20 protein-coding genes and 2 pseudogenes are annotated in these 24,238 nt (G+C 55.5%); 14 read left to right on the top strand and 8 right to left on the bottom strand.

Features of this window, described 5'->3' with window-relative positions:
- Positions 1–98: 98 nt before the first annotated feature.
- The gene (locus R1A29_RS28180; protein ID WP_114886302.1) at positions 99–2,075 is read left to right on the top strand and encodes a methyl-accepting chemotaxis protein; all 1,977 of its coding nucleotides are present in this window, start codon (positions 99–101) and stop codon (positions 2,073–2,075) included.
- 105 nt (positions 2,076–2,180) lie between these two features.
- On the opposite strand, the pseudogene R1A29_RS28175 reads toward R1A29_RS28180, so the two are convergent.
- Positions 2,181–2,828: pseudogene (locus tag R1A29_RS28175) on the bottom strand (ATP-binding protein); the annotation flags it as partial.
- 195 nt (positions 2,829–3,023) lie between these two features.
- On the opposite strand from R1A29_RS28175, the gene R1A29_RS28170 reads away from it, so the two are divergent.
- The 6 genes and pseudogenes from R1A29_RS28170 to R1A29_RS28145 all read left to right on the top strand — a co-directional run bounded on the left by R1A29_RS28170 (position 3,024) and on the right by R1A29_RS28145 (position 8,942).
- A complete protein-coding gene (locus R1A29_RS28170) occupies positions 3,024–3,614 on the top strand; it encodes a TnsA endonuclease N-terminal domain-containing protein (RefSeq protein WP_438300159.1) in 591 nt (196 codons plus the stop codon).
- Complete coding sequence (locus R1A29_RS28165; protein ID WP_438300158.1) at positions 3,611–5,530, top strand: Mu transposase C-terminal domain-containing protein; 1,920 nt, start codon at positions 3,611–3,613, stop codon at positions 5,528–5,530. Before R1A29_RS28170 ends, R1A29_RS28165 begins: the two co-directional genes overlap by 4 nt.
- A gap of 54 nt (positions 5,531–5,584) precedes the next feature.
- Positions 5,585–6,421, top strand: a complete 837-nt coding sequence (locus tag R1A29_RS28160) for a TniB family NTP-binding protein (protein ID WP_438300157.1) — start codon at positions 5,585–5,587, stop codon at positions 6,419–6,421.
- Positions 6,373–6,843, top strand: a pseudogene (locus R1A29_RS28155) (TniQ family protein); the annotation flags it as partial. The gene R1A29_RS28160 and the pseudogene R1A29_RS28155, both read left to right, overlap by 49 nt.
- A gap of 129 nt (positions 6,844–6,972) precedes the next feature.
- A complete protein-coding gene (locus tag R1A29_RS28150) occupies positions 6,973–7,491 on the top strand; it encodes a hypothetical protein (protein ID WP_438302107.1) in 519 nt (172 codons plus the stop codon).
- Between the two features lie 455 nt (positions 7,492–7,946).
- Positions 7,947–8,942, top strand: a complete 996-nt coding sequence (locus R1A29_RS28145; RefSeq protein WP_438300156.1) for a hypothetical protein — start codon at positions 7,947–7,949, stop codon at positions 8,940–8,942.
- Positions 8,943–9,311: 369 nt separating this feature from the next.
- On the opposite strand, the gene R1A29_RS28140 is transcribed toward R1A29_RS28145, so the two are convergent.
- From R1A29_RS28140 to R1A29_RS28125, 4 genes are all read right to left on the bottom strand, one after another.
- Positions 9,312–10,949 (bottom strand): hypothetical protein, encoded by a 1,638-nt coding sequence (locus tag R1A29_RS28140; RefSeq protein WP_438300155.1) that lies wholly within the window; start codon positions 10,947–10,949, stop codon positions 9,312–9,314.
- 194 nt (positions 10,950–11,143) lie between these two features.
- Positions 11,144–11,782: an antitoxin Xre/MbcA/ParS toxin-binding domain-containing protein gene (locus R1A29_RS28135; RefSeq protein WP_438300154.1), complete on the bottom strand. Its 639-nt coding sequence runs from the start codon at positions 11,780–11,782 to the stop codon at positions 11,144–11,146.
- Between the two features lie 158 nt (positions 11,783–11,940).
- Positions 11,941–12,336 carry a DUF6957 family protein gene (locus R1A29_RS28130; protein WP_438300153.1) on the bottom strand — a complete coding sequence of 132 codons (396 nt, stop codon included), beginning with the start codon at positions 12,334–12,336 and terminating at the stop codon, positions 11,941–11,943.
- A 266-nt stretch (positions 12,337–12,602) separates the two neighbouring features.
- Positions 12,603–13,580, bottom strand: coding sequence for a toll/interleukin-1 receptor domain-containing protein (locus tag R1A29_RS28125; RefSeq protein WP_438300152.1), 978 nt, complete (start codon positions 13,578–13,580; stop codon positions 12,603–12,605).
- A 730-nt stretch (positions 13,581–14,310) separates the two neighbouring features.
- On the opposite strand from R1A29_RS28125, the gene R1A29_RS28120 reads away from it, so the two are divergent.
- Both R1A29_RS28120 and R1A29_RS28115 read left to right on the top strand, forming a co-directional pair.
- Entirely contained in the window at positions 14,311–15,294 is a 984-nt protein-coding gene (locus R1A29_RS28120) for an AAA family ATPase (RefSeq protein ID WP_438300151.1), read from the top strand.
- Positions 15,295–15,340: 46 nt separating this feature from the next.
- Positions 15,341–17,731, top strand: a complete 2,391-nt coding sequence (locus tag R1A29_RS28115; protein ID WP_438300150.1) for a S8 family peptidase — start codon at positions 15,341–15,343, stop codon at positions 17,729–17,731.
- Positions 17,732–17,782: 51 nt separating this feature from the next.
- Here the strand turns inward: R1A29_RS28115 and R1A29_RS28110 are convergent, their stop codons facing one another.
- Complete coding sequence (locus R1A29_RS28110) at positions 17,783–18,523, bottom strand: SIR2 family NAD-dependent protein deacylase (protein WP_438302099.1); 741 nt, start codon at positions 18,521–18,523, stop codon at positions 17,783–17,785.
- 108 nt (positions 18,524–18,631) lie between these two features.
- Positions 18,632–18,784, bottom strand: a complete 153-nt coding sequence (locus tag R1A29_RS28105) for an antitoxin Xre/MbcA/ParS toxin-binding domain-containing protein (protein ID WP_438302098.1) — start codon at positions 18,782–18,784, stop codon at positions 18,632–18,634.
- 423 nt (positions 18,785–19,207) lie between these two features.
- On the opposite strand from R1A29_RS28105, the gene R1A29_RS28100 reads away from it, so the two are divergent.
- The gene (locus R1A29_RS28100) at positions 19,208–20,023 is read left to right on the top strand and encodes an alpha/beta fold hydrolase (protein WP_438300149.1); all 816 of its coding nucleotides are present in this window, start codon (positions 19,208–19,210) and stop codon (positions 20,021–20,023) included.
- Between the two features lie 349 nt (positions 20,024–20,372).
- On the top strand, positions 20,373–20,633 hold the full coding sequence (locus tag R1A29_RS28095; protein WP_438300148.1) for a DUF1652 domain-containing protein: 261 nt from the start codon (positions 20,373–20,375) through the stop codon (positions 20,631–20,633).
- Positions 20,634–20,682: 49 nt separating this feature from the next.
- Here R1A29_RS28095 and R1A29_RS28090 read toward each other — a convergent pair whose 3' ends face one another.
- The gene (locus R1A29_RS28090; RefSeq protein ID WP_438300147.1) at positions 20,683–21,129 is read right to left on the bottom strand and encodes a low affinity iron permease family protein; all 447 of its coding nucleotides are present in this window, start codon (positions 21,127–21,129) and stop codon (positions 20,683–20,685) included.
- Positions 21,130–21,468: 339 nt separating this feature from the next.
- Here R1A29_RS28090 and R1A29_RS28085 point away from each other — a divergent pair, with 339 nt between their 5' ends.
- The 3 genes from R1A29_RS28085 (at position 21,469) to R1A29_RS28075 (ending at position 24,156) form a co-directional block, all read left to right on the top strand.
- The gene (locus R1A29_RS28085; protein ID WP_438300146.1) at positions 21,469–22,353 is read left to right on the top strand and encodes a manganese catalase family protein; all 885 of its coding nucleotides are present in this window, start codon (positions 21,469–21,471) and stop codon (positions 22,351–22,353) included.
- A 283-nt stretch (positions 22,354–22,636) separates the two neighbouring features.
- Positions 22,637–23,515 carry a ZIP family metal transporter gene (locus R1A29_RS28080; protein ID WP_438302097.1) on the top strand — a complete coding sequence of 293 codons (879 nt, stop codon included), beginning with the start codon at positions 22,637–22,639 and terminating at the stop codon, positions 23,513–23,515.
- Between the two features lie 143 nt (positions 23,516–23,658).
- On the top strand, positions 23,659–24,156 hold the full coding sequence (locus R1A29_RS28075) for a ferritin-like domain-containing protein (protein ID WP_438300145.1): 498 nt from the start codon (positions 23,659–23,661) through the stop codon (positions 24,154–24,156).
- Positions 24,157–24,238: the final 82 nt, after the last annotated feature.

The raw sequence follows: 24,238 nt of genomic DNA, 5'->3' as shown, positions 1-24,238 counted from the left end.
AGTGGAACCGTCGTGCCGGTTCTGCGCATCACCCCCATTATTAGAATTTTTCCGAGCCGCGATCAGGGAGGATCCGCAGACTCGGCCAGGAGCTGTCCATGTCTCAACCTCGCGCCCGGATCGCCTCGCAGCTGGGCCTTGCGCTCGCCGTGATACTGGCGGTTGTCATCAGTGGCAGTACGGTGTTCGCCCTGCGTTCGCTGGACACCGCCAACCTCGCCACCCGTGAAGAACACCTGGCCAGCGAAGCACGTCTGCTCGCCGACCAATTGAGCACCTTCCACGGCACGCTGCGTGAAAGCACCCAGCGCCTGAGCGGGCTGTTCGAGAAGCGCTTCAGCGCGGGCCTGAGCATTCACCCGGACGAGCCGGTCAGCGTGGCGGGTACCCAGACCCCGGGCCTGCACTTGGGCAGCGAAGTGTTGAACAACAACTTCAAGGAAGTCGACGAGTTCAAGCAGATGACGGCGGGCGTTGCCACGCTGTTCGTGCGCAGCGGCGAAGACTTCGTGCGGGTCAGCACCTCGCTGACCAAACAGGACGGCAGCCGCGCCATCGGCACCTTGCTCGATCACGCGCACCCGGCCTACGCAAAGTTGATGGCGGGGCAGGGCTACGTCGGCCGCGCGCTGCTGTTCGATCGTTCCTACATGACTCAGTACACCCCGGTGCGTGACAGCAGCGGCAAGGTGATCGCAGTGCTGTTCGTCGGCTTCGACTACACCGACGCGCAGAACGCCCAGTTCGACAATCTCAAGCGCTTCCGCATCGGCCAGAGCGGTTCCCTGGCGCTGCTGGACGAGCAGAACAAATGGCTGGTCGCGCCAGCGGGTGTGCAGGCGCCGGATCAAGCGGTGCCGGTGGTCAACGGTTTGGCGAAAGCACCGGGCAAGGGCCGGTTCTGGAGTGATACCTCCGAAGACTTCTACAGTATCGCCGTGCCGTTCGAAGGTGGACCGTGGTCGGTGGTGGCGAGCATGCCGAAGTCCGAGATCCGTGAAGTGACCTGGAGCGTTGGCTTCCAGTTGGCCATCGGCAGTCTGCTGGCGATGCTGATCGCGGTCGGTTCGGCAGTGTGGCTGCTGCGCAGCAAACTGCAACCGCTGGGTGATCTGGTGCGTCAGGCCGAAGCCCTGGGTGCCGGCGATCTGAGCGTGCGCCTGAATGTGTCGAGCAACGATGAAATCGGCCAGTTGGCCCGTGCGTTCAATCAGATGAGCCAGGCCCTGTCGACCATGGTCGAGCACATCCGCCGCGCTTCGGAGGAGGTCAACAGCCGTGCGCAGGCACTGTCCGGTCTGTCCGGTGGCGCATACGAAGGCATGGAGCAGCAGTCCGGCGAAATCACCAGCATGGCGGGTGCGGTTGAAGAGTTTTCCGCCACCTCGCTGAACATTGCCGACAACATGGGCAACACCCAACGTCTGGCCCAGGAAAACGCGCAGCAGACCCAGATCGGTCGCAGCTCGATGGAAGAGGCATCGTCCTCGCTGGAGCAGATTGCCGGCGCGCTGAACACCACGGCAACCGTGATCAACACGCTCGGTCAGCGCTCCCAGGAAATCGGCGGCATCGTCAGCGTGATCACCTCGATTGCCGAACAGACCAACCTGCTGGCGCTCAACGCGGCCATCGAAGCGGCCCGTGCCGGCGAGCAAGGTCGCGGCTTTGCCGTGGTGGCGGATGAAGTGCGCAATCTGGCATCGCGCACCCGCCAGGCGACTGACGAAATCTCCGGGATGATTCACAGCATCCAGCAGGAAACCGGCAACGCCATCAGCACCATGGAGCAGGGCAACGTGCTGATGCAGGAAGGCCTGTCGCGCAACGCCAATGTTGCCTCGGCGCTGGCGCGGATCGATGAGCAGAGCCGTTCGGCGGGTCAGCAGTTCGCGGCGATTACCACCGCGACCCAGGAGCAGAGCAGCACCGCGACGCTGTTGAGCAGCAATCTGCAGAGCATTGCGATGGCCAATAGCGAGCAGCGTGAGGTGGTTTCCAATCTGGCGGTAACCGCTAAAGAGCTGGAGAAGCTGGCGGCGGATTTGCGTTCCGAGGTTGATCGCTTCCGCTGATGCATCTCTGAAACAGCTATCGCGAGCAGGCTCGCTCCCAAAGGATCTGTGTTGGTCCTGTGAGAGCGAGCCTGTTTGCATTTGGGCTCTCCAAAAACTCAGCACCTACTGAGTCGCCGGCCGATACTGCAACGCTTCGGCCAGGTGCTCGCGTCTGATATCCGCGCACGTTTCCAGATCCGCCAGCGTCCGCGCCACCTTGAGCAACCGATGCGCCGAGCGCAGCGACAAGGTCAATCTTTCGCACGCCGTTTCCAGCCAGGTTTCATCGGCTGTGGATAACTTGCAGTGCCTCTTCAGCCCCGGCAAATCGAGAAACGCATTGGCGCAGCCCTGGCGCTTTTGCTGGCGCTCGCGGGCTTCGGCGACCAACGCCGCCGCACTGGCACTGTCCTCTCCCGGTTTCACCGCCGGGTTCAACGCTGTGGCCTCTCGCGCCACCGTCAGGTGCAAGTCGATCCGGTCCAGCAACGGCCCCGACAGCTTGTTGCGATAGCGCTGCACCATGTCCGGTGTACACGAGCACTTGCCGCTTGGCTCGCCAAGATATCCACAGGGACAGGGATTCATCGCCGCCACCAGCTGGAATCTTGCGGGAAACCGCACCCGTTCCTTGGCCCGGGCAATCACGATGCAGCCCGATTCCAATGGTTCGCGCAAAACCTCCAGCACCTTGCGATCAAACTCCGGCAGTTCATCGAGAAACAGCACACCGTGATGGGCGAGGGTGATTTCGCCGGGTTGCGGTTTTGAGCTGCTGTGACATTTGGGAATAGATGCAACGCACCTACGCTGCAAGCCCCAACTGTCGTATGATTTGCCACAATATTATGCAACTCAAACCTACTAATAGGTGCAACTGGCCTCATTATGGATAGCAATAGCTGCAACCAGCCTCAATTCTCAGTTGCGAGGCGCATAAAATCTACGACGCGGAGCCTCTCTGGAGTGTTCGCTTTTCGCGGACAGGGCGTTGCCTTCGAATCCATGCTTGAGCGTGACTTCCTCAGTCGCATGGATTTCAGGAAGGATGTTCTGGCTGTCATCTCGCAGCCGGTGCAACTGGATTTCGTTGCTCGCAGCGGCCGCTCCTATACCTATACCCCCGACTATCTTGTTCACTTCCACGCTTACACTCATCTGAGCCCCATGCTGGTAGAGGTCAAACCGGCTGAAAATTGGCGTGAGAATTGGCGCGAGCTGTTGCCGAAATGGAAGGCAGCGTTGCGGTATGCGAAGGACCGAGGCTGGCGCTTCCACATCTATGACGAATCCCGGATCCGTGGCCAGTCACTGAAGAACATTCAGTACCTGGAGCGGTTCAAGAATGCGGATTACGCCGATCAGGATCTGGACGCCATTATTCGTACGGTCGCTTTCAAGGGCGTTGCATCGATTAGCTATCTGGTGGCGCTGCACTTTCAAGGCGCTGAGGCCATGGGCAAGTCCCACATTTTTCATCTCATCGCGACCCGGCAGCTGGATTGCGACATTTCCGGGCCTCTGAGCGATTCGCTAGAAGTCATGGTGGCCGAATGAATGACTTCGTGAGTGATCAGCCCAAGAGAGGCAAGATCGACCGGTCTTTCGTGAACATTGCGCCGGGCCAGCTTGCTTGCTATCAAAAAGAGACCTTCCGGATCATCCAGGTACTGGATTTCCAATCCGTGCTTGCGATTAACGTGGAAACCGGGCAGCCGAAGGTGTTGCAAATCGGCGAGCTCAAACCATTTCTTGGAGACAAAGCAAGAGGGCCCTACGCCGATTACGATCTTGAGGATATCGGAGCCGAAGAATGGGCTATTGCCCAGAAACGCTACGCAGTCATCGCACCTCTGTTGGGCATTGAAGGGCAATCGCGAAGTGTGGTCGAACAGCGCGCGAAAGATGCCGGTGTTGATGCCGTTACGGTGTACCGGTGGCTGCGCCGCTACAAAGAGCAAGGCGAAGTTACTGCGCTGATCCCATTTAAGCGTGGGTGGGGCAAAGGTCGTTCCAGGATCTCTGAGGGCGTCGAGAAGGTTATTGCCGAGACCATCGACGATTTTTACCTGACCGAGCAACGTCCGGATGTTGCCTCGACGGTTTATGAGGTCCGAAAGCGTTGCAAGGCTTTGAAACTGTCTCCTCCAACTGTGTCGACGGTGCAGGCGCGCATCAAGAACATTCCTGATCGGACGCGTTTGCGAAGACGCGGAGACAGAGAGCTTGCGGGCAATAAGTATGACCCGCGTCCGGGTGGTCTCAACACAGAGTACCCACTCCAGATCGTACAGATTGACCATACTCCGGCTGACATGATCATTGTCGATGACGTCCACCGACGTCCTATCGGTCGTCCTTGGCTGACACTGGCAATCTGCGTGTACTCGCGAATGGTGACTGGTTATTACCTGTCCATGGATGCTCCTTCTGCGGTCTCGGTAGCAATGTGCGTTGTGCACTCCATACTGCCAAAAGAAAAGTGGCTAGCACTTCACGGGGTCGATGCTGAATGGCCGGTGTGGGGGAAAATGGGCACCTTGCACAGTGACAACGGTGCTGACTTCAAGACCAACAGCCTTGTGCAGTCCTGTGTGAACCACAATATCCGTCGGGATTTCAGGCCAAAGAAAAACCCGCAATGGGGCGGACACATTGAGCGCTGGATGGGCACGTTTGCCGGCATCAACAAGAAAGACCGGGGCGCAACCTTTAGCAATCCTACTGAGCGCCGTGAGTACGACTCTGAGAAGCAGTCGATCTATACGTTCGCCGAATACGAGCAGCGGTTGGTCAGGAACCTCATCAAGTACAACAATAAATTCCATGAAGAGATCGACATGGCGCCGATCAAGAAATGGAATCTGGCTTTCTTCGGGGATAAAGAGCACGACCCAATTGTGCCGCTACCGCCTAGGGTCGCGGATCCGTGGGGTTTCCAACTCGACTTCTTGCCTGCGACGCTGCGTACCATCCACCCCTATGGCGTGGAAATGGATGCGATGTATTTCGCTGAAGCGCTGCGGCCGTGGATAGGTGCAACCGATCCTAAAACAGGCAAGGCTCGAAAATTCCTTTTTCGACGCGACCCTCGGGACATCAACCGAATCTGGTTCTACGACCCGGCGTTGAAAGAACACTTTGAGGTGCCGATCATTCGCGGCCGGTACGCCGGCGTCACGGTGGGTGAGTACGTCAACGCCAAGAAGAAAGCGAGGAAGGCCGGCCGCGATGCGGTCAACCACGATGTGATCGAACGGATGTTGGACGAAAACAAGCAGCAGGAAACTGAGGCGGCTGTGCGCACCAAGCAGGCCCGCAAAAGTGTTCAGAAGCGGACAAACAACACCAAACAAACAACGCCGGCTCGGCCCACGCCGCACGTCGAGCCCAAGTTTCCACCTATTGGGTTACCTGAATCGCCGCAACTGTTGTCGGTGGATGAAGTGGACACCTTTGGAGAAGTCTGGTGACCAATTACGCCCATATCACACCGCAGTTCAGAGACGTGATGGAAAAGTCCGATCTTGATCGGCTCGCATTTTCTGGATGAGCCGCGCTGGGTCGATTACCAGGCGGCTAACAACCTGATGGATATCCTCAATGGCCTGCTACGCAAGCCCGAGCGTCCTCGCATGCCAAACCTCATGCTTGTTGGTGAGTCCAATACAGGCAAAACCACGGTGGTCACCCGGTTCAAGGAGCTATCAGGACAGCCCTACATTAGCGACGATGCGGTCAGCGTGCGGCCGGTGATTTGCGCTGAGGTTCACAAGCCCGATGAGCGAGAGCTGTATAACGCCATCCTTCGAGAGTTCTGGGCACCTCACAACCCCGTCGCACCGCTGGAAAAGCTTCGACATCAGGCCATTCATCTCTTGCGTGATGCGCGCACTCGCATGCTCATCCTTGACGAAGTGCATACGATCAACAACGGATCGGCTGCCAAGCGCATGGATGTCATGAACGAATTGAAGATGCTGTCGAACATCCTCCACATTCCGTTGGTGTTGGTCGGCACCCGAACGGCACTTCAGCTACTGGTCCTGGATTCGCAGTATTCAAGCCGGTTTGAGGTGGTTTCGCTGCCCAACTGGTCGGTCAATGCCGAGTTCCAACGCTTCCTGAAAAGCTTTGAGTCAGTGCTCCCGCTTAAATCCGCTTCAAAACTGTACTCGCCGGAGCTCACCCCGCTCATTCACGCGATCTCCAATGGCAACACGGGCAACATCGAATACCTTTTACGTGAGTGTGCAAGGGAGGCGATTCGAAACGGTTCGGAAGTGATTGACCGTCGACTGCTTGAGAAAAACCAATGGATGCGTCCTACCAGTGCAGATGGGGTGCGAGAGCGAGTCCTGTAGATCCGGTCTGGCCAATGGTGCCAGCTCTTCTGCAGGACGAAGTTATCTCCTCCTGGCTAATGCGATGTGCTTTGGCCCAAGGTTGCGATGCCACAACGCTAACAGGCGAGGTCTGGCCGAGGCAGAGGTACTGGTGCAGCGATCCGGACAGAGAGTTATCCATTGAACAGTCGCAGCACCTGACCCGCCTTTCTGGCATTCCGGCAGCAGCGCTTCAAGCGGCCACTTTACAGCCGCTATATCAGTTGATGACGGGAATTGCGAAATTCCCAAGAGGGATAGCGCCTTGGTTTCTCTGTCTGGGGTGCCGAAATCGACGTCGCTGCGGCGGCCTTCAGTACTGCCCAAAATGCTTCAAGGAGCGAATTCCTCATTACTTGATACAGGATCGGCTGGCCTGGCACAGCGCGTGTCCGCTGCACCGGGTGACCCTGCTGGATCGTTGTGAATGCTGCCATGCGCCGTTATGCCCTCAGCTGCTTGCTCCACCTGAGCAGACGCTAGGTCGGTGTCATCGCTGCGGACATGAGCTGGGCTTCGCGTCAACTGACATGGCACCAATCAAGGCTTTGAGTTTTCAGCTTGCGGCCGATGAGCTGTTTTCCAAACCTACCCTGCGCTATGGCGAGAACCTGCTACTTCTGACTGAATGGTTTGCTCTGTCGCGATGGATGATTGGTATATTGCGCACCGCCGCACGTGCACCCAGCCCCTGCACGGAGGTGTTTTTCCGTGAGCTTGGTGTGAGCCTGGCCGAACTCAGGCCTCCTCCAACGGGCTTGCCATTCGAGTATTTGTCACCCGTGGACCGCGCAGGCCTTTTGGCACACGTCTGGAGCATGTTGGAGGCTGGTCCCGAGCGCTTGATGGTAGTGGCCGAGCGTGAGCGCGTGCGGCCATCACTGCTGCTACCGCGCTCGGGAGAGTTACCGGCCTCACTTTCCATGCTTGGCGCAGTGCTGAAAAGCAGTCGACGCCGTAACTACAACCTCGCCCCGGTCGGAAACCCGCGCTCTGTCAAAAGCGTATTGATGAGATGGCAACGATTGCTTAGGAAGTTTCAACGATGACGCCTCTGGAACTGCCACTGAAGTGCGATGAGTGCCAATGCATCGCATCGAAGATTCACCGGATCCACAAAGGTCGGCGATTCTGCAATGCGTGCTATGCCCGACTGTTCAAGCGCCGATTGTGTCCAGGCTGTGGCAATTTCGGCCGGCTCCCCGTATTTGAAAAAGACGCCAAATGCATTCGTTGCGAGTCGAAAGCGCCCTGTGTACGGTGCAAGAAGACCGGGAAACCGGTCGGATTGATGACGGTCTACGGCCCGGCATGTACCAGCTGTGCCCATCATTTTTCCGAACCTGAGCCTTGCCAGCGGTGCGGAAAACTCTCAACGAAATTAACCCGAGTCCTAGCAATCGACCCCGATGTTCGCTGCTGTTCTCAATGCGCACGAGCAGGCGCGGCAACATGTCCAGGTTGCCGGCATCACCGTTTCTTGGTCCAGTATAATGATGGTCTCATGCGGTGTAAGTTGTGCGCTGAAAAAGGCGAAATTCAATGTGCCACCTGCACCCGGTTGATGCCGGCGGGACGCAAGAATGAATGTGAGAGCTGCGCCTGGGAAAAGAGCCTTGAACGGCGCGCGCGTATTCATGTCGAGCTGTTCGACAATACCAGCACACGTCAACACTTCAACGAGTTCTGTCTGTGGCTCAAAGACCAGATGGGTGCTCACAAGGCTGCGCTGAAACTCAAGCTCTACTTACCCTTTTTCAGCTTCCTGGATGCGCATCCCATTGGATTGCCGTCGTACATTCTTCTGCTCGAACACTTCAGCGCAGAAGGACTCCGTAGGATGCAGACCCCAATGTTATGGCTCAATGCGCGGTATGGTGTCGCGGCCGATGAGCAACTGCGCAACGAACATTCCGAAAAGCGCAGAATTCAAGAAATGATCGAATCGACACCCGCCGGCGTTGGCTTGGAAGCACTGCTGGGTTACCGAGAGTATCTTCGGACCAAGCAAGGCGACGGATCTACGTCGATCAGTTCTGTTCGGCTCTCCTTGCGTGCAGCGAAAAACGTGTTGGCTTCAGCATCGCAGGAGTTCGATACGTTGCCCACGCAGAAGTCGGTGACGGCCTATCTCACTCAGTCGCCGGGACAGCGCGCGGCCGCGCAGGGCTTCATTGGTTACCTGAACCGCACCCATGGACTCAGCCTTACAACCGAACTCAGCGAGCGCGCGGTAGCAAGGGCGAAAAATCATAAGCTGGAGGCCACGCTTTACACCTTGTACGCAACCGGTGGCGAAGGTGAAGCCTACGAGCGTGCGTGGATCAAGGCCGCCTTGATGCTGTTGCACGGGTTGAAGAGCGTGAACAAGAAAACGTTCTCGTATAGCGTTCTCGTGCTGCAGGGAGTCGCTGGTTTTAATGTGGTGATCAACGCTCAAACGTATTGGGTACCTAGCGCTACTTCCGGCTCTTTCTTGTTAAGTGGTCCTATGACCTGAGACAAATTGATATCAGATCCCTGGAGATGGACACAAATCGAAGGCTACATGTTGAATGGACTTGACCGTCCATTTCCATTTTTGGCCGATGGTGCTTTAGATACAGCTACCCAAACGGATGGAGCGGCCGTTGCAATTTTGCGATGAGTATTTGCGACGCGCGAGGTGCTGGAAATCCCAGGTTTATCAAAATTATGGAGTTTATGATGGGAGGATAAACTCCCTAATTTCATTACATATCGCCGCAATCTCTGGGCGTCGCTATTGCTCAGATGAGGGTGACGCCCAAGCGATAGAAGGCGTAGAAGATCGTTGTACCGATGTCAGGGTAATGCCGGAAGATGTTGTGCGGATGTCTCCACGGCGTTTTCAGCTTGTGGAAGTTACCGTTGGCAAACCGGATCTCAGCGCAAATTCTGGAGATCTCGACCAGCGCCTCGGCCTCGTTGTTGATTTCCACCAGGAGCCCTGAAATTTTCTGTTCACCGTATACGGTGCCTTTTCGAATTTTCTTGCGCTGGAGTTCAAACAGATAGAAAGAGCGGCCCCTGATCTTGATGCGCGCAACCAGTATGCCTCGACGACGGTTGGCATTTTCTTTGTAAGACAGCCATGTTCGGTTCTTGTCTTTAGGCGCTTCGGAGGGGTAAACGCCGCCAGTGTCAGTAATCTGAAGTCATCGCTCTGCACAAAGCCCTGACGCTCTGACTGCCACGCCAAGCTAGAAAAGCGGTTTTGGCCCAAGTGGTGTTGAAGCTCATCCCATACAGTTTGAAGTGCGCCTCCATCACCCAAGACCCGCTTTGCGACAGCAGTGAATTTGCCGACGCCTTTGTTGTAGCCCTGCGGGTCTCCAGTGGAGAGCACCTTGGTCGTGCCCGGCGGGACCAGAATGGCCTTTTTCTTTGAAAGCGATCGCTCGTCAAATGATACGGTATGGGGGCATTCCGGCCCGAGGATTTCAAACCCAGGATCGGGTTTTGACCATCGAGCAGATCCTTGATCGGGTTCCTGACGGTCGGTGATCAGAAACGGGTCCTGTGGCTTTTCCGCTTCAATCTTGACCCTCATCGTGTCGACAAGGGCTGGGTCGTGTTCAGAATCATCTTTGGAGTATCTGACCCGGCTTATCTCGTAGGGGTGATCCTGAGGCTGACTCATGCCTGTGACTTCGTAGCACAGAAATGTGTTGCGATTGTTGATCCAGCGGCCACGAACCTTGACCTTTGCCGGGCCCTGAAACCACGGCTTAACCCGCAAACTCGTTTCCTTCATGCGCTTGCCGTATGCATTGTCCAGTTCGGCGTACAGCAGCTTGGCGGCCTGTTCGGTGTAATTGTTGTATAGGGCGTGTGCGAGAAACAGCCCATCGTTGTCAGGCACATTGGGATGTGGTCTAACAAGCCAGGTGTTGGGGGCTTTCTGGGTATCGGCATAGAGAAGCTCCCGCACCTTGGGCCACGGGTAGGTCGTCAGTATCCGCGCCATGTCCGACGTGCTGCCATAACACCGGTACAGAAATTCAATACAGGGGATCAGGAGGTTTTTACCTTTCGGTAGGGGGAAGCTCAGAAATTCGGTCAGTACCTTATCCGTGGGCTGGCTTCTTAGCGGATAATCGGTTTTGAAATAGGGAACGGGTTGGTGGTTGCCATGGATACTGACGTAGGACCAGGCACCTTCAGTGAAATCCACAGAAAACTCTTGGTCTTTACCCAGGTCGGTTTCGGCAATGCACTTTCCCCCTTGCCAAATGGTCCCCAGACGAAAACTTCCCAATCGGCTTACGCCGATCAGTGCAGGGGTCACGCCGGCAGGCTCATCGTTGCGGTCTAGAAACCGAAAGATGACCTCCACAAAGGGAATGCTTTCAGCTTCGAAGTTTTTTCTAATGCGCTCGTAAGACCAGACCACCACTGTTCCGTTGCGGATGTGCTTGATGGCCTCGCCATCTTCGGTAGTGCAAAGGTTGTCGCGGGGAGGAACTCGCTTGATTCGATGAAACAATTCGCAACTCCGAATATGCAGGAGCATCAAGCTCGTCGCTGATTAATGGCTGACTAAGCGTGGACTCGTGCATATCGTCCTGATTGTTTGAAGCTCCGCCAGAGGGGCTGTACGTTACCTGCAAAAAAGGGTCTGCACCAAGTCGGCAGCTCATGCAATCCGATCATTTTTCTTCGGTATCTCGGCAAACTGGGTCAGAACGACATCCCTTCTGATGCCTGAACCAATAGCTCCTCCACCTGACGGGATCCAACGGTTGTGGAGAGCATCTCGAACGGGCTTTTGCCCGAGAATTGAGACTTTGGTTTGGACAGCCAGCGCATAGCCTTGTCAGTGTCACCGAAAAAGGATTCGGCTACAGCAATGGAGTTGGCCAGGCGGAACAGGTGATCACTTTGGCTCGCGGTTAATCGCTCACCGGTGGCGAGCTGTGTTTTAAGCACTGGGGTGGGACAGATGGTGTCCAGAGTAGCGGGGCTGATGAGCCCTAAGTCGCTCATTGCTGTCAGGGTGGTCGCCTCAAGGCCCGCGTCGATTATCTCGTGAATTTGCTGCGCAGTCGCGTCGACGGGAATATTGAGAAGAGCCTTCATGCGGTTTCGATAGCTGCCATCGGCTTGGGCGCGTAAGACCTCGGTGGCCCTTGGATTTTCCAGCATCGGAGCGCGTACGGGTGTCAGGATGATCGTATCGCCGGCGACGGTCATGGCCAGCTCATCCCCGATGCCAAGACCCATCTCCTGTAACAGGGCAGGAGGTAAATCGACAATGACATCGCCACTACCATCGTGGGTGGCCTGGGCTTGAACTAACCAAGGTCGGTCTTTCTTCATATCATCCACCTGAGTGCAGTCTGAGAGAAAGGATGTCCTATGCTCGCGCGCGCAACGCCATCTGTCATGGATAAAAAGAGCCTTCGCTGCATGTCGAGGCTTGAAGGCGATAAGTGGTCCGCTCGGTGCTGACCTCGCAGGCGCTGCCCATGCCTCACTCAACTCAAACTCAGTAAATCACTCAGCGTAATTCTCTGGCGCGTGCCCGCACCGAGCAGTACGTACAGCGTATTTCGGGTGAAAAAGAGCCCTTGGTCTTCGTATCTCAGTTGAAATGTGCTGCGGACCCAGTCTCCTGGGTTAAAGCGCGCGCGGCTGTCGAGCACTACGTTGCGCGCATAGACCAGCACCGGTTCAAGGCCACGGGAGCGTAAAGCGTCATGTCCCTCGCCGCAGGGGGCCAGCTCCAGCAAGGTCCAGTCCCGTACCAGACAGTACGAACACTCGCTAAAGTTGCTTTGTACAAAGTCAATTGCATCTTCAACTGACAAGTCGCATCCATTGATGCTCTCTCCTTGCCCTCTCAACAGTTGCTGTAGCCGTAAGAGATCCATTCGCGCATTCCCCCTTAGAGAATACTCGTTCACCTGAGCGCCGGCGGTTGTTCAGCCACACCGTTCGAGCTCCTCAGTCTGATGGTGAAAGCGTGTCCCGCCGATTGTCAAACAGGCCTGTTGGGTCCCCTTGCGATACAGCGATGGCTTAGATGATTGGGCGTCCCAGCCATTCCGACTCGGCATTTTTCAGTGTGCGTCCCCAGACTTGCCTGCGCGAGCCGTCCAGATGATCTCCGAACGGCTGGTACGCTACGCCCTAATCGCTACGCGCGATCGCCGTCTTCATCTGCGGCGTTCAGTAATTTTTCCAGCGCTTCATAGCCTTCGTCGCGGCGCATGAGAAAGCCGATGACATCGTCGGCATCGAATCGGAAAGGCTCAGATTCCCGGACGGTTCTGAAAAACGTGTTTGCTAAAACGATACCGCCCTGATTTAGCCAAGGCTCTGCCTTTCCATCGAGCTGATCAAAAAATACCGATAAAATCGCAGTCGCCAATGGGCGCATTTCGCTGGACGAGGAGGAAAGCTCCCAATGCCAGCGTCCCTTGGTAGGGCAAAACGTTGGGCTATCATCGTTCAGCATGTAGTTCCAATTGTTGCTTTCCCACATCCACGGCGCGGGCTGAAGCAGACTTGGAGCGGTGCTTTCTCTATAGACGGTCACATCATGGTTTCGACCATTACCCCAAACCTCCACTGGTCGCGCCTGGAAAAATTTGAGAGCGCGCTCGCGGAGTTTGAAGGCTGCCAATCGAGCGTTGACGCCACTTTGCACCTGCGCTGGTGTTCTGCCCTCGGCCACTTCCATCACTGCCGTTCCGAGATCAATGTTCAGTTGATGCAGAGGTTGCAAATCTAGGTAGAGCCTGCCGATCAAAGGCTCGGGCAGATGGTCAGCACAGCCCGCCTCCAGGATGACCGGCACAATCCGCACGCCCGGTTCATCAGCGATCTCGGCCAGCATTCTCAGCTCACGGTACAAACCCGAACCTTTCTGCTGGGCGGCTCTGATGTAGTCCTGGTCACACAGGCACAAGATCTGGACTGGGCGCTTGGACAAGGCTTTGGCGATAACGCCATCGATGGAATCTCCGTAGGCGATGCTGTCTCTATCCCAAAATACGTCATGGTTCCAACTGATTTGCGTAAGCACGCGCTGGCGTACCCACTCTTTGTTCTCAAACCCGTTTCCCCAGGCGTAGGAAATGAAGATGTGGCCACGGTTTTCTACTTCAGTCATTTTTCCAAGTCTTCTGTAACGAGGGAGCGACATCACCAGGTCGCCGGTCTAGGGTGACGAATTGCGACACGTCAACAGAAAGACCTTATCGAGGAATGATGAAGGCCAAAAGCCATTATTCTGGAAATTATTGAGCGTCATGGGGCGGTTGTTCGAGTCGTGCCTGATGGTTGGCGGATGAGGTGGGCGGCAAACAGCCCCAGTTGCGCACTGAGCCACTGTTGCCATTGCCAGTTACTTTGCTATCTCCGAATAGACGCTATAAATATTTAATTGATGGGCGGAAATAAACTCAGGTTTCAATGTCGGATATTTTTTGCACTCGCCCAGCGTTTATTGCCAAGCCTCAAGTTTGTTTTTTGTCGAAGGCTCTATCGCGACGATCAATATTTTTTGTTTGAGTTATTAATAACGATGATGGTTGAGTTGTCTGGTTATCTCTCGTGACCGGTGTTTGATATTGCAGTTTTTATAGCCGGTGCCGCTCGTCGTTTGGCTCAATAAAATCAAGGAAATTCGAGAGAAATACTGGACAAAAACCCACCATGAGCGATAATCTTACGTATAACTTGACGTGAAGAGTTTCAAAGACTCTTTACGCTTTGAAATGGAATGGAGTCCTCATATGTTAGCTCGCATTGATTCAGCCTTTTAGTTGCACTGCTTAGGGCAGGAATTGGTTTCATGAGTTGACGACTCTGAGAAACAACCTTATTGCAGGATATATAAAATGGCGAATGGAAAAGTACTCAGGCAACTTGTAAAGGCGGGTGCTATCGGAGATCTGGCGGCGTTCCGTCGTGCCTCTGAAGCAATCATCGAAGAAGAGCGCCAAAAGCAACATCACTTGTTGGCAAATGACTTAGAGCAGATCCTGTATGGTGGGGATATGCATGTTCAGTCTGCACGTAAACCGCAGTTTACTGCGGACATTCCTGTGGACAAAGAACGTGGACTTCCTTTGCTCGACATCAGGCCGCCGAAGCGGTCGCTGGAGGAGATCATCCTTCCCGAGAGCAGCGCCTCGATGATCGATGAGATGCTGGAAGAACATCGACGCGCGGAGGTGCTTCGTAGCTATGGCATGAAGCCGTCGGGCAAAGTGATTTTCTTTGGCCCGCCGGGGTGCGGTAAGACCTTGGCTGCTGAAGTCATTGCTTTCGAACTGGATCGCCCTCTGGCAATTGTTCGTCTCGATGCTTTGGTCTCCTCGTTCCTGGGTGAAACAGCCGCGAATTTACGCAAGGTCTTTGATTTCATTGCGAAACATCAGCTAATCGTTCTGTTCGACGAGTTTGATGCTATTGGTAAAGAGCGTGGTGATAGCGGTGAGCACGGCGAGCTACGACGCGTGGTTAATGCGGTGTTGCAGATGATGGACGCCTACGACGGGCAGAGCCTTATTTTGGCAGCAACTAACCACGAGAACATTCTGGATTCGGCAATTTGGCGCCGGTTTGATGACGCCATTGAGTTTCCGCTGCCTGATCACAAGCAGCTGATGGCATTGTTACAGTTGAAGTTGCGCGGGACTCGTCGTCAGTTTGAACTGGATGATCCTGAGTTGCTAAAAGAGTTCGATGGAAAAAGCGGTGCGGATGTGGAACGTGTTGTCCGGCGCGCTGTGAAGCGTATGATATTGCGCAATCAGGAGTTCCTCACGATCAAAGAACTGCGTAACGCACTTGTGCGGGAGGGACTCCGCAAGCACTAACCAGCTATCAAGGACGATGAATTGGCAACTTACAAACACCTGAGTTTTGAGCGCGAAAACCTGGACAATCGTCGCCGGACGAAAAAATCCCCCGAAGTTCACCAAGCGTGATGACTTGCGGGGGCATGGCCAGAAGCTTAACGGCTATTTTGCGACGGCAGCGGGTGTTGCTGCAAAGCAGCACAAGTCTGCCGAGAACTCCCCGTTTGTATTCAAGTTGCAGTACGACGGCGCGATGACGTTTGAAAATCTACAGAAGCATGGGCTGGAATTCATCAGTCAGGAGGGCAAGCAGGTTTGCGTCGTGTTCGCGACCGAGGCGGGCCTGGCCATCTTTCAAGACCACCTGAACAAGTTGGGCGTGCTTGGGCAGAATGTCAGCTACAAGCAGATTCTGGAAGCCATCGAGGGTATCGATGCGTGGTCCGTCGAGGACCGCAAAAGCTGGGCCTTACGTCATATTGGCCTTCCAGACTCTGAAACATTCACACTAGACGTTGAGCTCTGGCCACACCACGTCACCAATCATCCGGCACGCATTCGCCTTTGCGCCGCATTCGAAAAGTGGCTGGCGGACAACGGCATCAAGACCATCCACAAGCTCAACTTCGACAGTTTGGTGATGTACCGCGTCGAGGTGAGTGATGCTCAAGCACAAGGGCTGCTCAACCATAGCGACGTGCGCATGGTCGACCTCATTCCCCAGACCGGCATCTCTTACCCGCAGTTGAATCGTGACATCGCTCAGATCCCAGCAAACATTCCACGCCCGGCCGACGATGCGGCGCGTGTGTGCATCCTTGACAGCGGTATCAACACTAACCATCCGCTGCTTCGATCGGCCATTGCAGAAAGTGAGTCATTCGTGGAGGGGCAGGATGCATTCGATGAGGCTGGCCACGGGACAGCCGTCGCCGGCATTGCGCTTTATGGCGACGTGGAAGCCTGTGATCGAAGCAACTTCTGGAATCCGCAGATCTGGCTTTACAACGGCAAGGTCATGCGTAAATGCCCTGTCACCGACAATGCTATTTATGACGAGCACACGGTAGAAGCGACTCTGACAGAGGCCGTTGAGCACTTCGTGGGACTGGGCTGCCGCATCTTCAATTTGTCGCTGGGAAACACCAACGCGCCATACGACGGTACACACATTCGCGGTCTGGCCTACATCCTCGATGTGCTTGCACGTAAACACAACGTGCTGTTCGTCGTTTCAACCGGCAACTTCATGGGCTCTGAGGATCCGGCCGTACCCTTGAACAGCTGGCGAGACGAGTATCCGGAATACCTGCTGCACGAACGCAGTGTCATCATTGACCCAGCACCTGCGTTGAATGTGCTCACGGTCGGCAGCATTTCCCGCCACGACGCCACTTTCGACAGTCAGCGTCACCCCGAAATCCATCAGCTGTCTCCAGCATCGGAGAACCAACCCTCACCGTTCACCCGCCATGGGCCCTCGGTGAAAGGGGCTCTGAAGCCAGAGTTGGTTGCTCATGGTGGCAACCTAGCGTGCCCGGTGCATTACAACAATCAGCAGTGGAAGACCGACATGCGCGGTTTAGGCGTGCTGACGATGAACCATCAATTCCAAGGCAATACACTGTTCAAGGAACTCAGTGGCACCAGTTTCTCTGCGCCTTACATCACTCACTTGGCTGGGCGTCTGCTTAATGAATACCCAGAGGCCTCAGCCAATCTTCTGCGAGCCATGCTCGTGAACCATGCGTCTCTGTCCAGCGAAGTAGAGAGCACTTTCTCGGAGGAGATGCGCAAGGGCTACAAAGCCAACAAAGCGACTTACAACCGCGAGATTTCGCGCGATGTGGGTGGGTACGGCCAAGTGAGTGAAAGTGACTTGTTCCGATCCTCGGATCAATGCGTTGTATTGACGTGCGAAGAGAGCATTGAAAAGGATGCGTGCCAGTTTTATGAACTACCTCTTCCTCCTACTTACCTGCGCAAGACTCGGGGCCTCAGGGAGTTGTGCGTGACGCTGGCCTACTCGCCGGCAGTGCGTACTACTCGCCTGGACTACCTTGCGACCCAGATTAGTTTCCGTTTGGTCAAAGGGGCTTCTTTGGACGAGGTGCAGGCCTACTTCAACAAGGACAAGCAGGAGGAAAATGAAACCCGGCGGGACGATGCCGAGCCGAATCGGGATATTTCCGCTCAATTGAGAAGTCGCGGTACGGTGCAGTCCTCCAGGTGGACCTTCAAGCAACGCAATCCTGCTGAGAAATGGTTTGTCGTCGTGATTCGTCAAGATCGGGAGTGGAATCACCCAGACGTCCTGGACAAAGAGCCCTATTCGCTCGTTGTGACAGTAGCTGACCGCGATAACGAACGGGCTCAGCTGTACACGGAGATCCAAGCCCAACTCGAACTACAACTTCAGGCGCGAGAAGAGGCCAGACAGCGGGCGACTCTTTAGTCGGTTCTAGCTTTTGGGAGTGAATGCCGGATAGGAGGGCCAGTGATTTCTTTACGGCACTGGCCTTTCGACCCGATCGTCAATCGGGAGACCGATCAGCGAAAGTAAAGCCGGCACGATTTCTGTTGCCCGCCCGACCAGACACAATTCTCGGTTGCTCGGATGAGCAACTTGCACAGGGTTGATGTGCACGACGTAAGCGCCGGCGCGCAGAGCAATGGTTGGAATCTCTGCCGCCGGGAAAACCACCCCCGAAGTGCCGATCGACAGCAGAACGTCGCAATCTTTTACAGCCAGAACAGCGCGCTTCCATTCGGCCGCCGGCAGCTGTTCACCGAACCACACCACACCCGGGCGTAGTTTGCCGTTACAGCGGGGGCAGCGAGGCGGTTCGATCCTCAAACCCTCCCTTGCATTGGGTTCTTCGAAGGAAAAGGCCGTAGGAGTTCTATGGCAGGCAAAGCATTTCGGCTGGGCCAAGCTACCGTGAAGGTGGATCACCTGCTCGGATCCAGCTCGCTCGTGCAAGTCATCGATGTTTTGGGTGATCACTATCACCTCTCGCGTTCCTGCCAATTGCGCAATGGCCTGATGTGCAGCGTTGGGCAGGGCACGCGAGACCTGGGCTCGGCGCCACAAGTACCATCCCCAGACTAGGGCGGCGTCCTCGCGAAACGCGTTGGCCGTTTCCAGCTTTTCTGGATCCTGGAGGGCCCATAGACCGGTCAGCGGATCACGGAAGGTGGGTATACCGCTTTCGGCCGAGATACCGGCGCCGCTAAAAAACACGATTCGCCGTGCCCCCCGACCAGCGAGGCTACGGCTTCGACAGTATTGGCCATGTTGGTTTCCACCACTTACAACGCTAGCCTGTGCCAATAAGGAATGTTTCCGGCATTCTCAATACACGCCATATTCAATACGACCCAGATATTCTCTTATCCGCTGACAGCCATCTTCATCGTTCGCAACGCTGCAAGGCGGTTGATAATCTAGGCCACGGGCGGGATGGTTGAACCATTGCTCGGCACTAGCACGGCTACCGAGCACCATGGTGGCTTGGTCCAGGATCATGTCGCGTCGTAGCAGATAGGCTTGGTGGTGACTGCTAAGGCATTGGGCCGTAGAACAAGCTTTCTTACTCACCGACCAAGAAAGTTGGGATTGTGCATTGGAATGCATCGTTGCCACCTGCGAATTGCGTCATTCAGCGCGTTCAGCATACAACGGGCCTAGGCATCGGAGCAGTGCAGCCCGTCGAACAGAGAGGGTTGGGAGCGACCGCGTTTTGCGACTGTCGAGCTGGCACAGAGTTGTGGGCGTTGCTGAATGATTTCGCCAGAGAAGGCCCGAACCTCGATCACGTTTCGTGCACGATGCGAAGACCGCGTGCTAAGGGTGCAGGATTACGGTTTCCTTTTTCACAAGCGATCTGCGTACATTGGTTCGCAAGGAACAGGGGCAAAGGGGAACGTCATGCCAACGCAGAAATTATCCATCAACGATTTGGAGGTGAACGTTTCCATTCGTGGTGACGGTTCACCGCTGCTCCTGATCAACGGATTGGGTGGTTTGATCCGTGCCTTCGACCCCCTAAGGAAGGAGCTGTCTGATTACACGACCATCACGTTGGACGTGCCCGGCGTCGGAAAATCCCAAATGCCACTTTGGCCGATGCGTTTACCACGCCATGCCGACACGATTGCGCAGATGCTCACGCAATTGGGTTTCGACCAGGTCGACGTATTCGGCGTGAGTTGGGGCGGTGCTTTGGCACAGGAATTCGCGCTGCGTTATCCCACCATGGTGCGTCGCCTGATACTCGCAGCAACCTCAGCCGGCCCAGCAATGCTGGTGAAGCCCGCCGACGTCCTGGATTTTTTGAGCATAGGCAAAAGCCTCAAATCGTATAAGACAAAGGGTCCGCGCCGTTCGGTAAAGGCGCTGATGTCCTTCGGGGTCGCGAACGGCATGCTCTCCGTCAATCCGCGAACCTATTATTTGCAATTGGCCGCATTGGTCGGCTGGACCAGCCTGCATCGGTTGTCCCGTCTTCGCCAGCGCACGCTGATTCTCGCCGGTGATTGCGATCCTTTGGTGCGCCTTTATAACGCGCACATTTTGCGCCGAGCCATTCGCGGTGCCGAACTGCATGTTCTGCATGGCGAAGGTCATTTTTTTGTGGTGACCCGTGCTACGCAAACTGCCGATGCAATACGCGATTTTCTTCAGCAAACACACTACGAAAAGAAGCGTGTGATCGCTAATCCCACATTCCGGGCCACAACGTAGCCCATTGGCGACACTCACAATCAATATGAGCCGCCCACTGGGAATGCACTTTCGCCATTTCGGTTTTCCTATGCCCGTGCGTCGGCCTCAATCGTCTCTCACGTAGGTGGCCTAAAATTACCCTGGTGGCTTCGCGCTTCGGGAGTCGCTGCGTTGTCGGCAGGCACTGACTCAAGCAGTCAATTGCCATGAAAACGTGAACCAGTCATTTATTTCAGCTGTGAAAGTCAAACTTTTGTCGCCAGAAATGTATCGTAAGTGTCGCAAAGGTTCGAAAGGATTTTAGAGCCTGTGTATGACACTCAACACTGACCTACCTTGCTTCGGGAAAACGACACTGGAGGAACGAATGATTTCAACCCTGGAGCTGCGCCGGATCATTGAAGAAAGCTTCCGACCATTGGAGTGCCAATGCACGCTTACGCCTGGAAACTCGCTTCAAGTCAGGGTGACGGACCCTGCAACGGGACGAGTGGATTTGCTCGTTACCGGCATATCCACGAACACGTTAGTAAGTTCCCGAGCGATCTCTGAGTTGATTGCTGAACTGCGATACGATCTGGCTACGAACAAACAGAAGAATCTGACAGGCGCCGCCGGGTTCCACTGATGGCGAAATGTGCCGAGGGCTTAGCTGATTCTAAGCCCTCTTGCGTCTGTTATGGCTTTGGTGTTTCAGCCGGAGGCAGTGCGGCCGGCTTCTGGATCTCTACCACCGAAACGGATGAAGTTTCCGTGCACTCAACCTTTATCTCCTCTTCCCCTTCACCCATCGTGCAGTAACGTTTGCGCAGCTCGTGCAGCTCCTTGGTATCCATGTGATCCAATGACAGGAAAGCGTTTTGTGCATCCTTCGTGGCCCGAATCAGTTCATCGAGTTTCAGGTGCAAGATGTCGTTATCCCGGTTCTGTGTGTTCTGAATGAGGAACACCATCAGGAAGGTGATGATCGTTGTGGACGTGTTGATGATCAGTTGCCACGTGTCGTTGTAATGGAAGTACGGCCCTGTTAAAGCCCAAGCGACAATCAGCAGGATGGCCGTCAAAAAGGTTTTCGAGCTGCCCGACCAGTTCGAGAGCGCTTGGCAGAACTTTGCGAATTTCATGACCGTGAATCCTAGAGGTGAAGTAACTTTTCGACCGCGACCGTGCTCTGAAATTCTTTGTTACATTCGATAATCTCTCTCCCCTCGATGTGCTCCCTCGACAATCCGCTGAACACCGATAGTGGTTGAGCACGCCGCCCCCACAAAGGTTTGTATTCGATGCAGGAATGTCGACGACTGGCGGCAATTCGCACCGTAAATCCCCAAAAGAACCGCCGGTCGTTGTCAGTACATACAAATTGCAATTACTCGTTCGTGATTCGCTTCAGATGTCTGTGGGCTCGCATTCGACATTTTTTGAATGAGCATCGAGCCTCGCCTGATCTGAGGAGATTTGTCATGTTTCTACATAACAAGCGACTTCAATACACCGTGCGTGTTGCTGAGCCCAATCCGGGCTTGGCCAATCTATTACTGGAGCAGTTTGGCGGCGCTCAAGGAGAGCTCGCGGCAGCATCGCGGTACTTCACCCAAGCGTTGGCCGAGGATGACCCAAGTCGCAAAGACCTGCTGATGGACATTGCGACTGAGGAGCTGAGCCACCTCGAAATCGTCGGCTCCATCATCGTCATGTTGAACAAAGGCGCGAAAGGCCGAATGGCCGAAGGCGTTGAGGAGGAAGGTGAGTTGTACCGGGCCATTAATGGTGCCGGCAATGATTCACACATCACCAGCCTGCTGTACGGCGCCGGCGCACCGCTGACCAACTCGGCCGGTGTGCCATGGTCGGCCGCCTATGTCGATACGATCGGGGAGCCTACCGCCGACTTCCGCTCCAATATTGCCGCCGAAGCCCGCGCAAAAATCGTCTATGAGCGGCTCATGAACGTGACGGACGATCCTGGTGTTAAAGAAGCCTTGGGCTTTCTCATGACCCGTGAAATTGCCCATCAGCTGTCCTTCGAGAAAGCGTTGCACGCCATCCAGCCGAACTTCCCTCAAGGCAAATTGCCCGGCATGCCTGAGTTCACCAACGTGTACTTCAACATGTCCCAAGGCGAAGGCAGCACCCGAGGTCCATGGAATCAGGGAGATGACTGGGAGTTCGTAGAAAACCCTGAGCCAGCGGTGGATGGCGGTGACGGTACCGCCAGTGTTCAGCTCAGTGCTGAGGAAGACGCACTGCTGCTGGATATGAAGGCTCGAACCATGTCCGACCCGGATAGTAACCCCATCACCGGCGCTGATTTGGGTGCGGGTGTTCAGGGGGAACCGAAAGCCTGATGACCAGCGCCGCACGCCGCAACGGCGTGCGGCTTTTTTACAAGCAATCTGAGGTACACGAGATGAATTCGAATGCCGGCGTTTTCAGCGATGGTTTGGCGCAGTCCCTGTCTGAGCGATTCAACGCAACCGCTGCATCCTATGATCGAACCGCTTTGCGGATTGCCCGAACATTGCGCCCGTCCATGGTGAGCACCAATGGGAAATCTGCGACGGGACGATAGGAGGCGACATGTCACTTTCCCAATCGTCTGGAACAACCCCGCTGCGCAGCTGGCGGGGGATGGCGTCCAGTGGTGGCTGGCCTGCGGTGCTGTTTTGGGTGACCCTCCTGCTGGTAACAGTCCTGTTGTTGATCAGCGGTTACTCAGCGCTGGTCGGGGCTGAAAAGGAAAATCTGCGCCTGGCAGCATTAGGCGGATTGTCCGGATTTGCGGCGACCGCTCTCGGTGCCGTGATGGCGATCATCCTGCGTGATATTGCCTCGCGCACTCAGGACATCATGCTGGGGTTTGCCGCCGGCATGATGCTGGCAGCCAGTTCGTTCTCGTTGATCCTTCCTGGCATTGAAGCCGCTCAGGCACTGTGTGGTAACCAGCTACTGGCCGCCTGTGTTGTCGTGGTCGGTCTGGCCTTGGGTGTTGCGCTGATGATCGGACTGGATAGGTTCGTACCTCACGAGCACCAGGAAAGCGGCAGGAGGGGGCCTGACTCCCAACGCATCAATCGCGTGTGGCTGTTCGTCCTGGCCATTACCCTGCACAACCTGCCCGAGGGCATGGCGATTGGCGTCAGCTTTGCCAACGGCGACATGAAAGTTGGTCTGCCGTTGACCACCGCCATCGCCATTCAGGACATCCCTGAAGGTCTTGCCGTGGCGTTGGCATTGCGGGTCACTGGCATATCGGCGTGGCGGGCGGCGCTGATCGCCATTGGTTCCGGTTTGATGGAGCCTTTGGGCGCAATCGTGGGCCTGGGTTTATCGAGCGGTTTCGCCTTGGGCTATCCAGTCGCCTTGGGCTTGGCCGCCGGCGCGATGATCTTCGTGGTGTCGCACGAAGTTATTCCTGAAACGCACCGCAATGGCCATGAGACGCCTGCGACCCTGGGTCTGATGCTCGGCTTTGGCGTGATGATGTTTCTCGATACCGCGTTGGGTTAGCTGGGTGTCCTCCATCTGTAGATGGGAAAACTCTTTGAACGCCTCCTCAACGGGTCGGGTCAGCTTCTTTGAACACCACAAACGTGGATGCCTTTCCGGCTACTACGCCTTAGTGAAATTAACGACCAGAAGGAAGTTAGAAAATGGCTAGGAAAACAGTTGAAGATCTGTTCATTCATGAGCTCTCCGATGTCTACAGTGCAGAGAAGCAGATCACCAAAGCGTTGCCGCGTTTGGCCCGAGCCGCGACCAATCCGCTGCTCGCCGACGCGTTTACCTCACATCTTGAAGAAACCCAGGGCCAGATCGAGCGCATTGATCAGCTGGTCGAGCTAACGGGCCTGAAGCTAAAACGCATGAAGTGCGTGGCCATGGAGGGCTTGATCGAGGAGTCCAAAGAGTTGCTGGATGAGATCGACAAAGGTGCGGTGCTGGACGCGGCACTGATCGGTGCTGCGCAGAAAGTCGAGCACTACGAGATCGCCAGTTACGGCACGCTGATCGCAATGGCCAAGCACCTGAAACTCGACGACGCCGCTGCATTGCTACAAGCGACGCTCGCCGAGGAGAAAGGCGCCGACGAGAAACTGACGAAGATCGCCGAGCAAGGTGGTAACCAAGCGGCAACTCTCGAAAAATAACGTTTGAAAAGTAGGTCGGATGCAGGCTACGGCGTCTTTGGACGCCGTAGCATTTTCAGACTTAGCCGACCGTCACGTTGTA

Origin of the sequence: Pseudomonas sp. NMS19W, assembly GCF_051554255.1 — a bacterium.
Classification (GTDB): domain Bacteria; phylum Pseudomonadota; class Gammaproteobacteria; order Pseudomonadales; family Pseudomonadaceae; genus Aquipseudomonas; species Aquipseudomonas kribbensis.
This window is presented reverse-complemented; position numbering and strand designations above follow the sequence as displayed.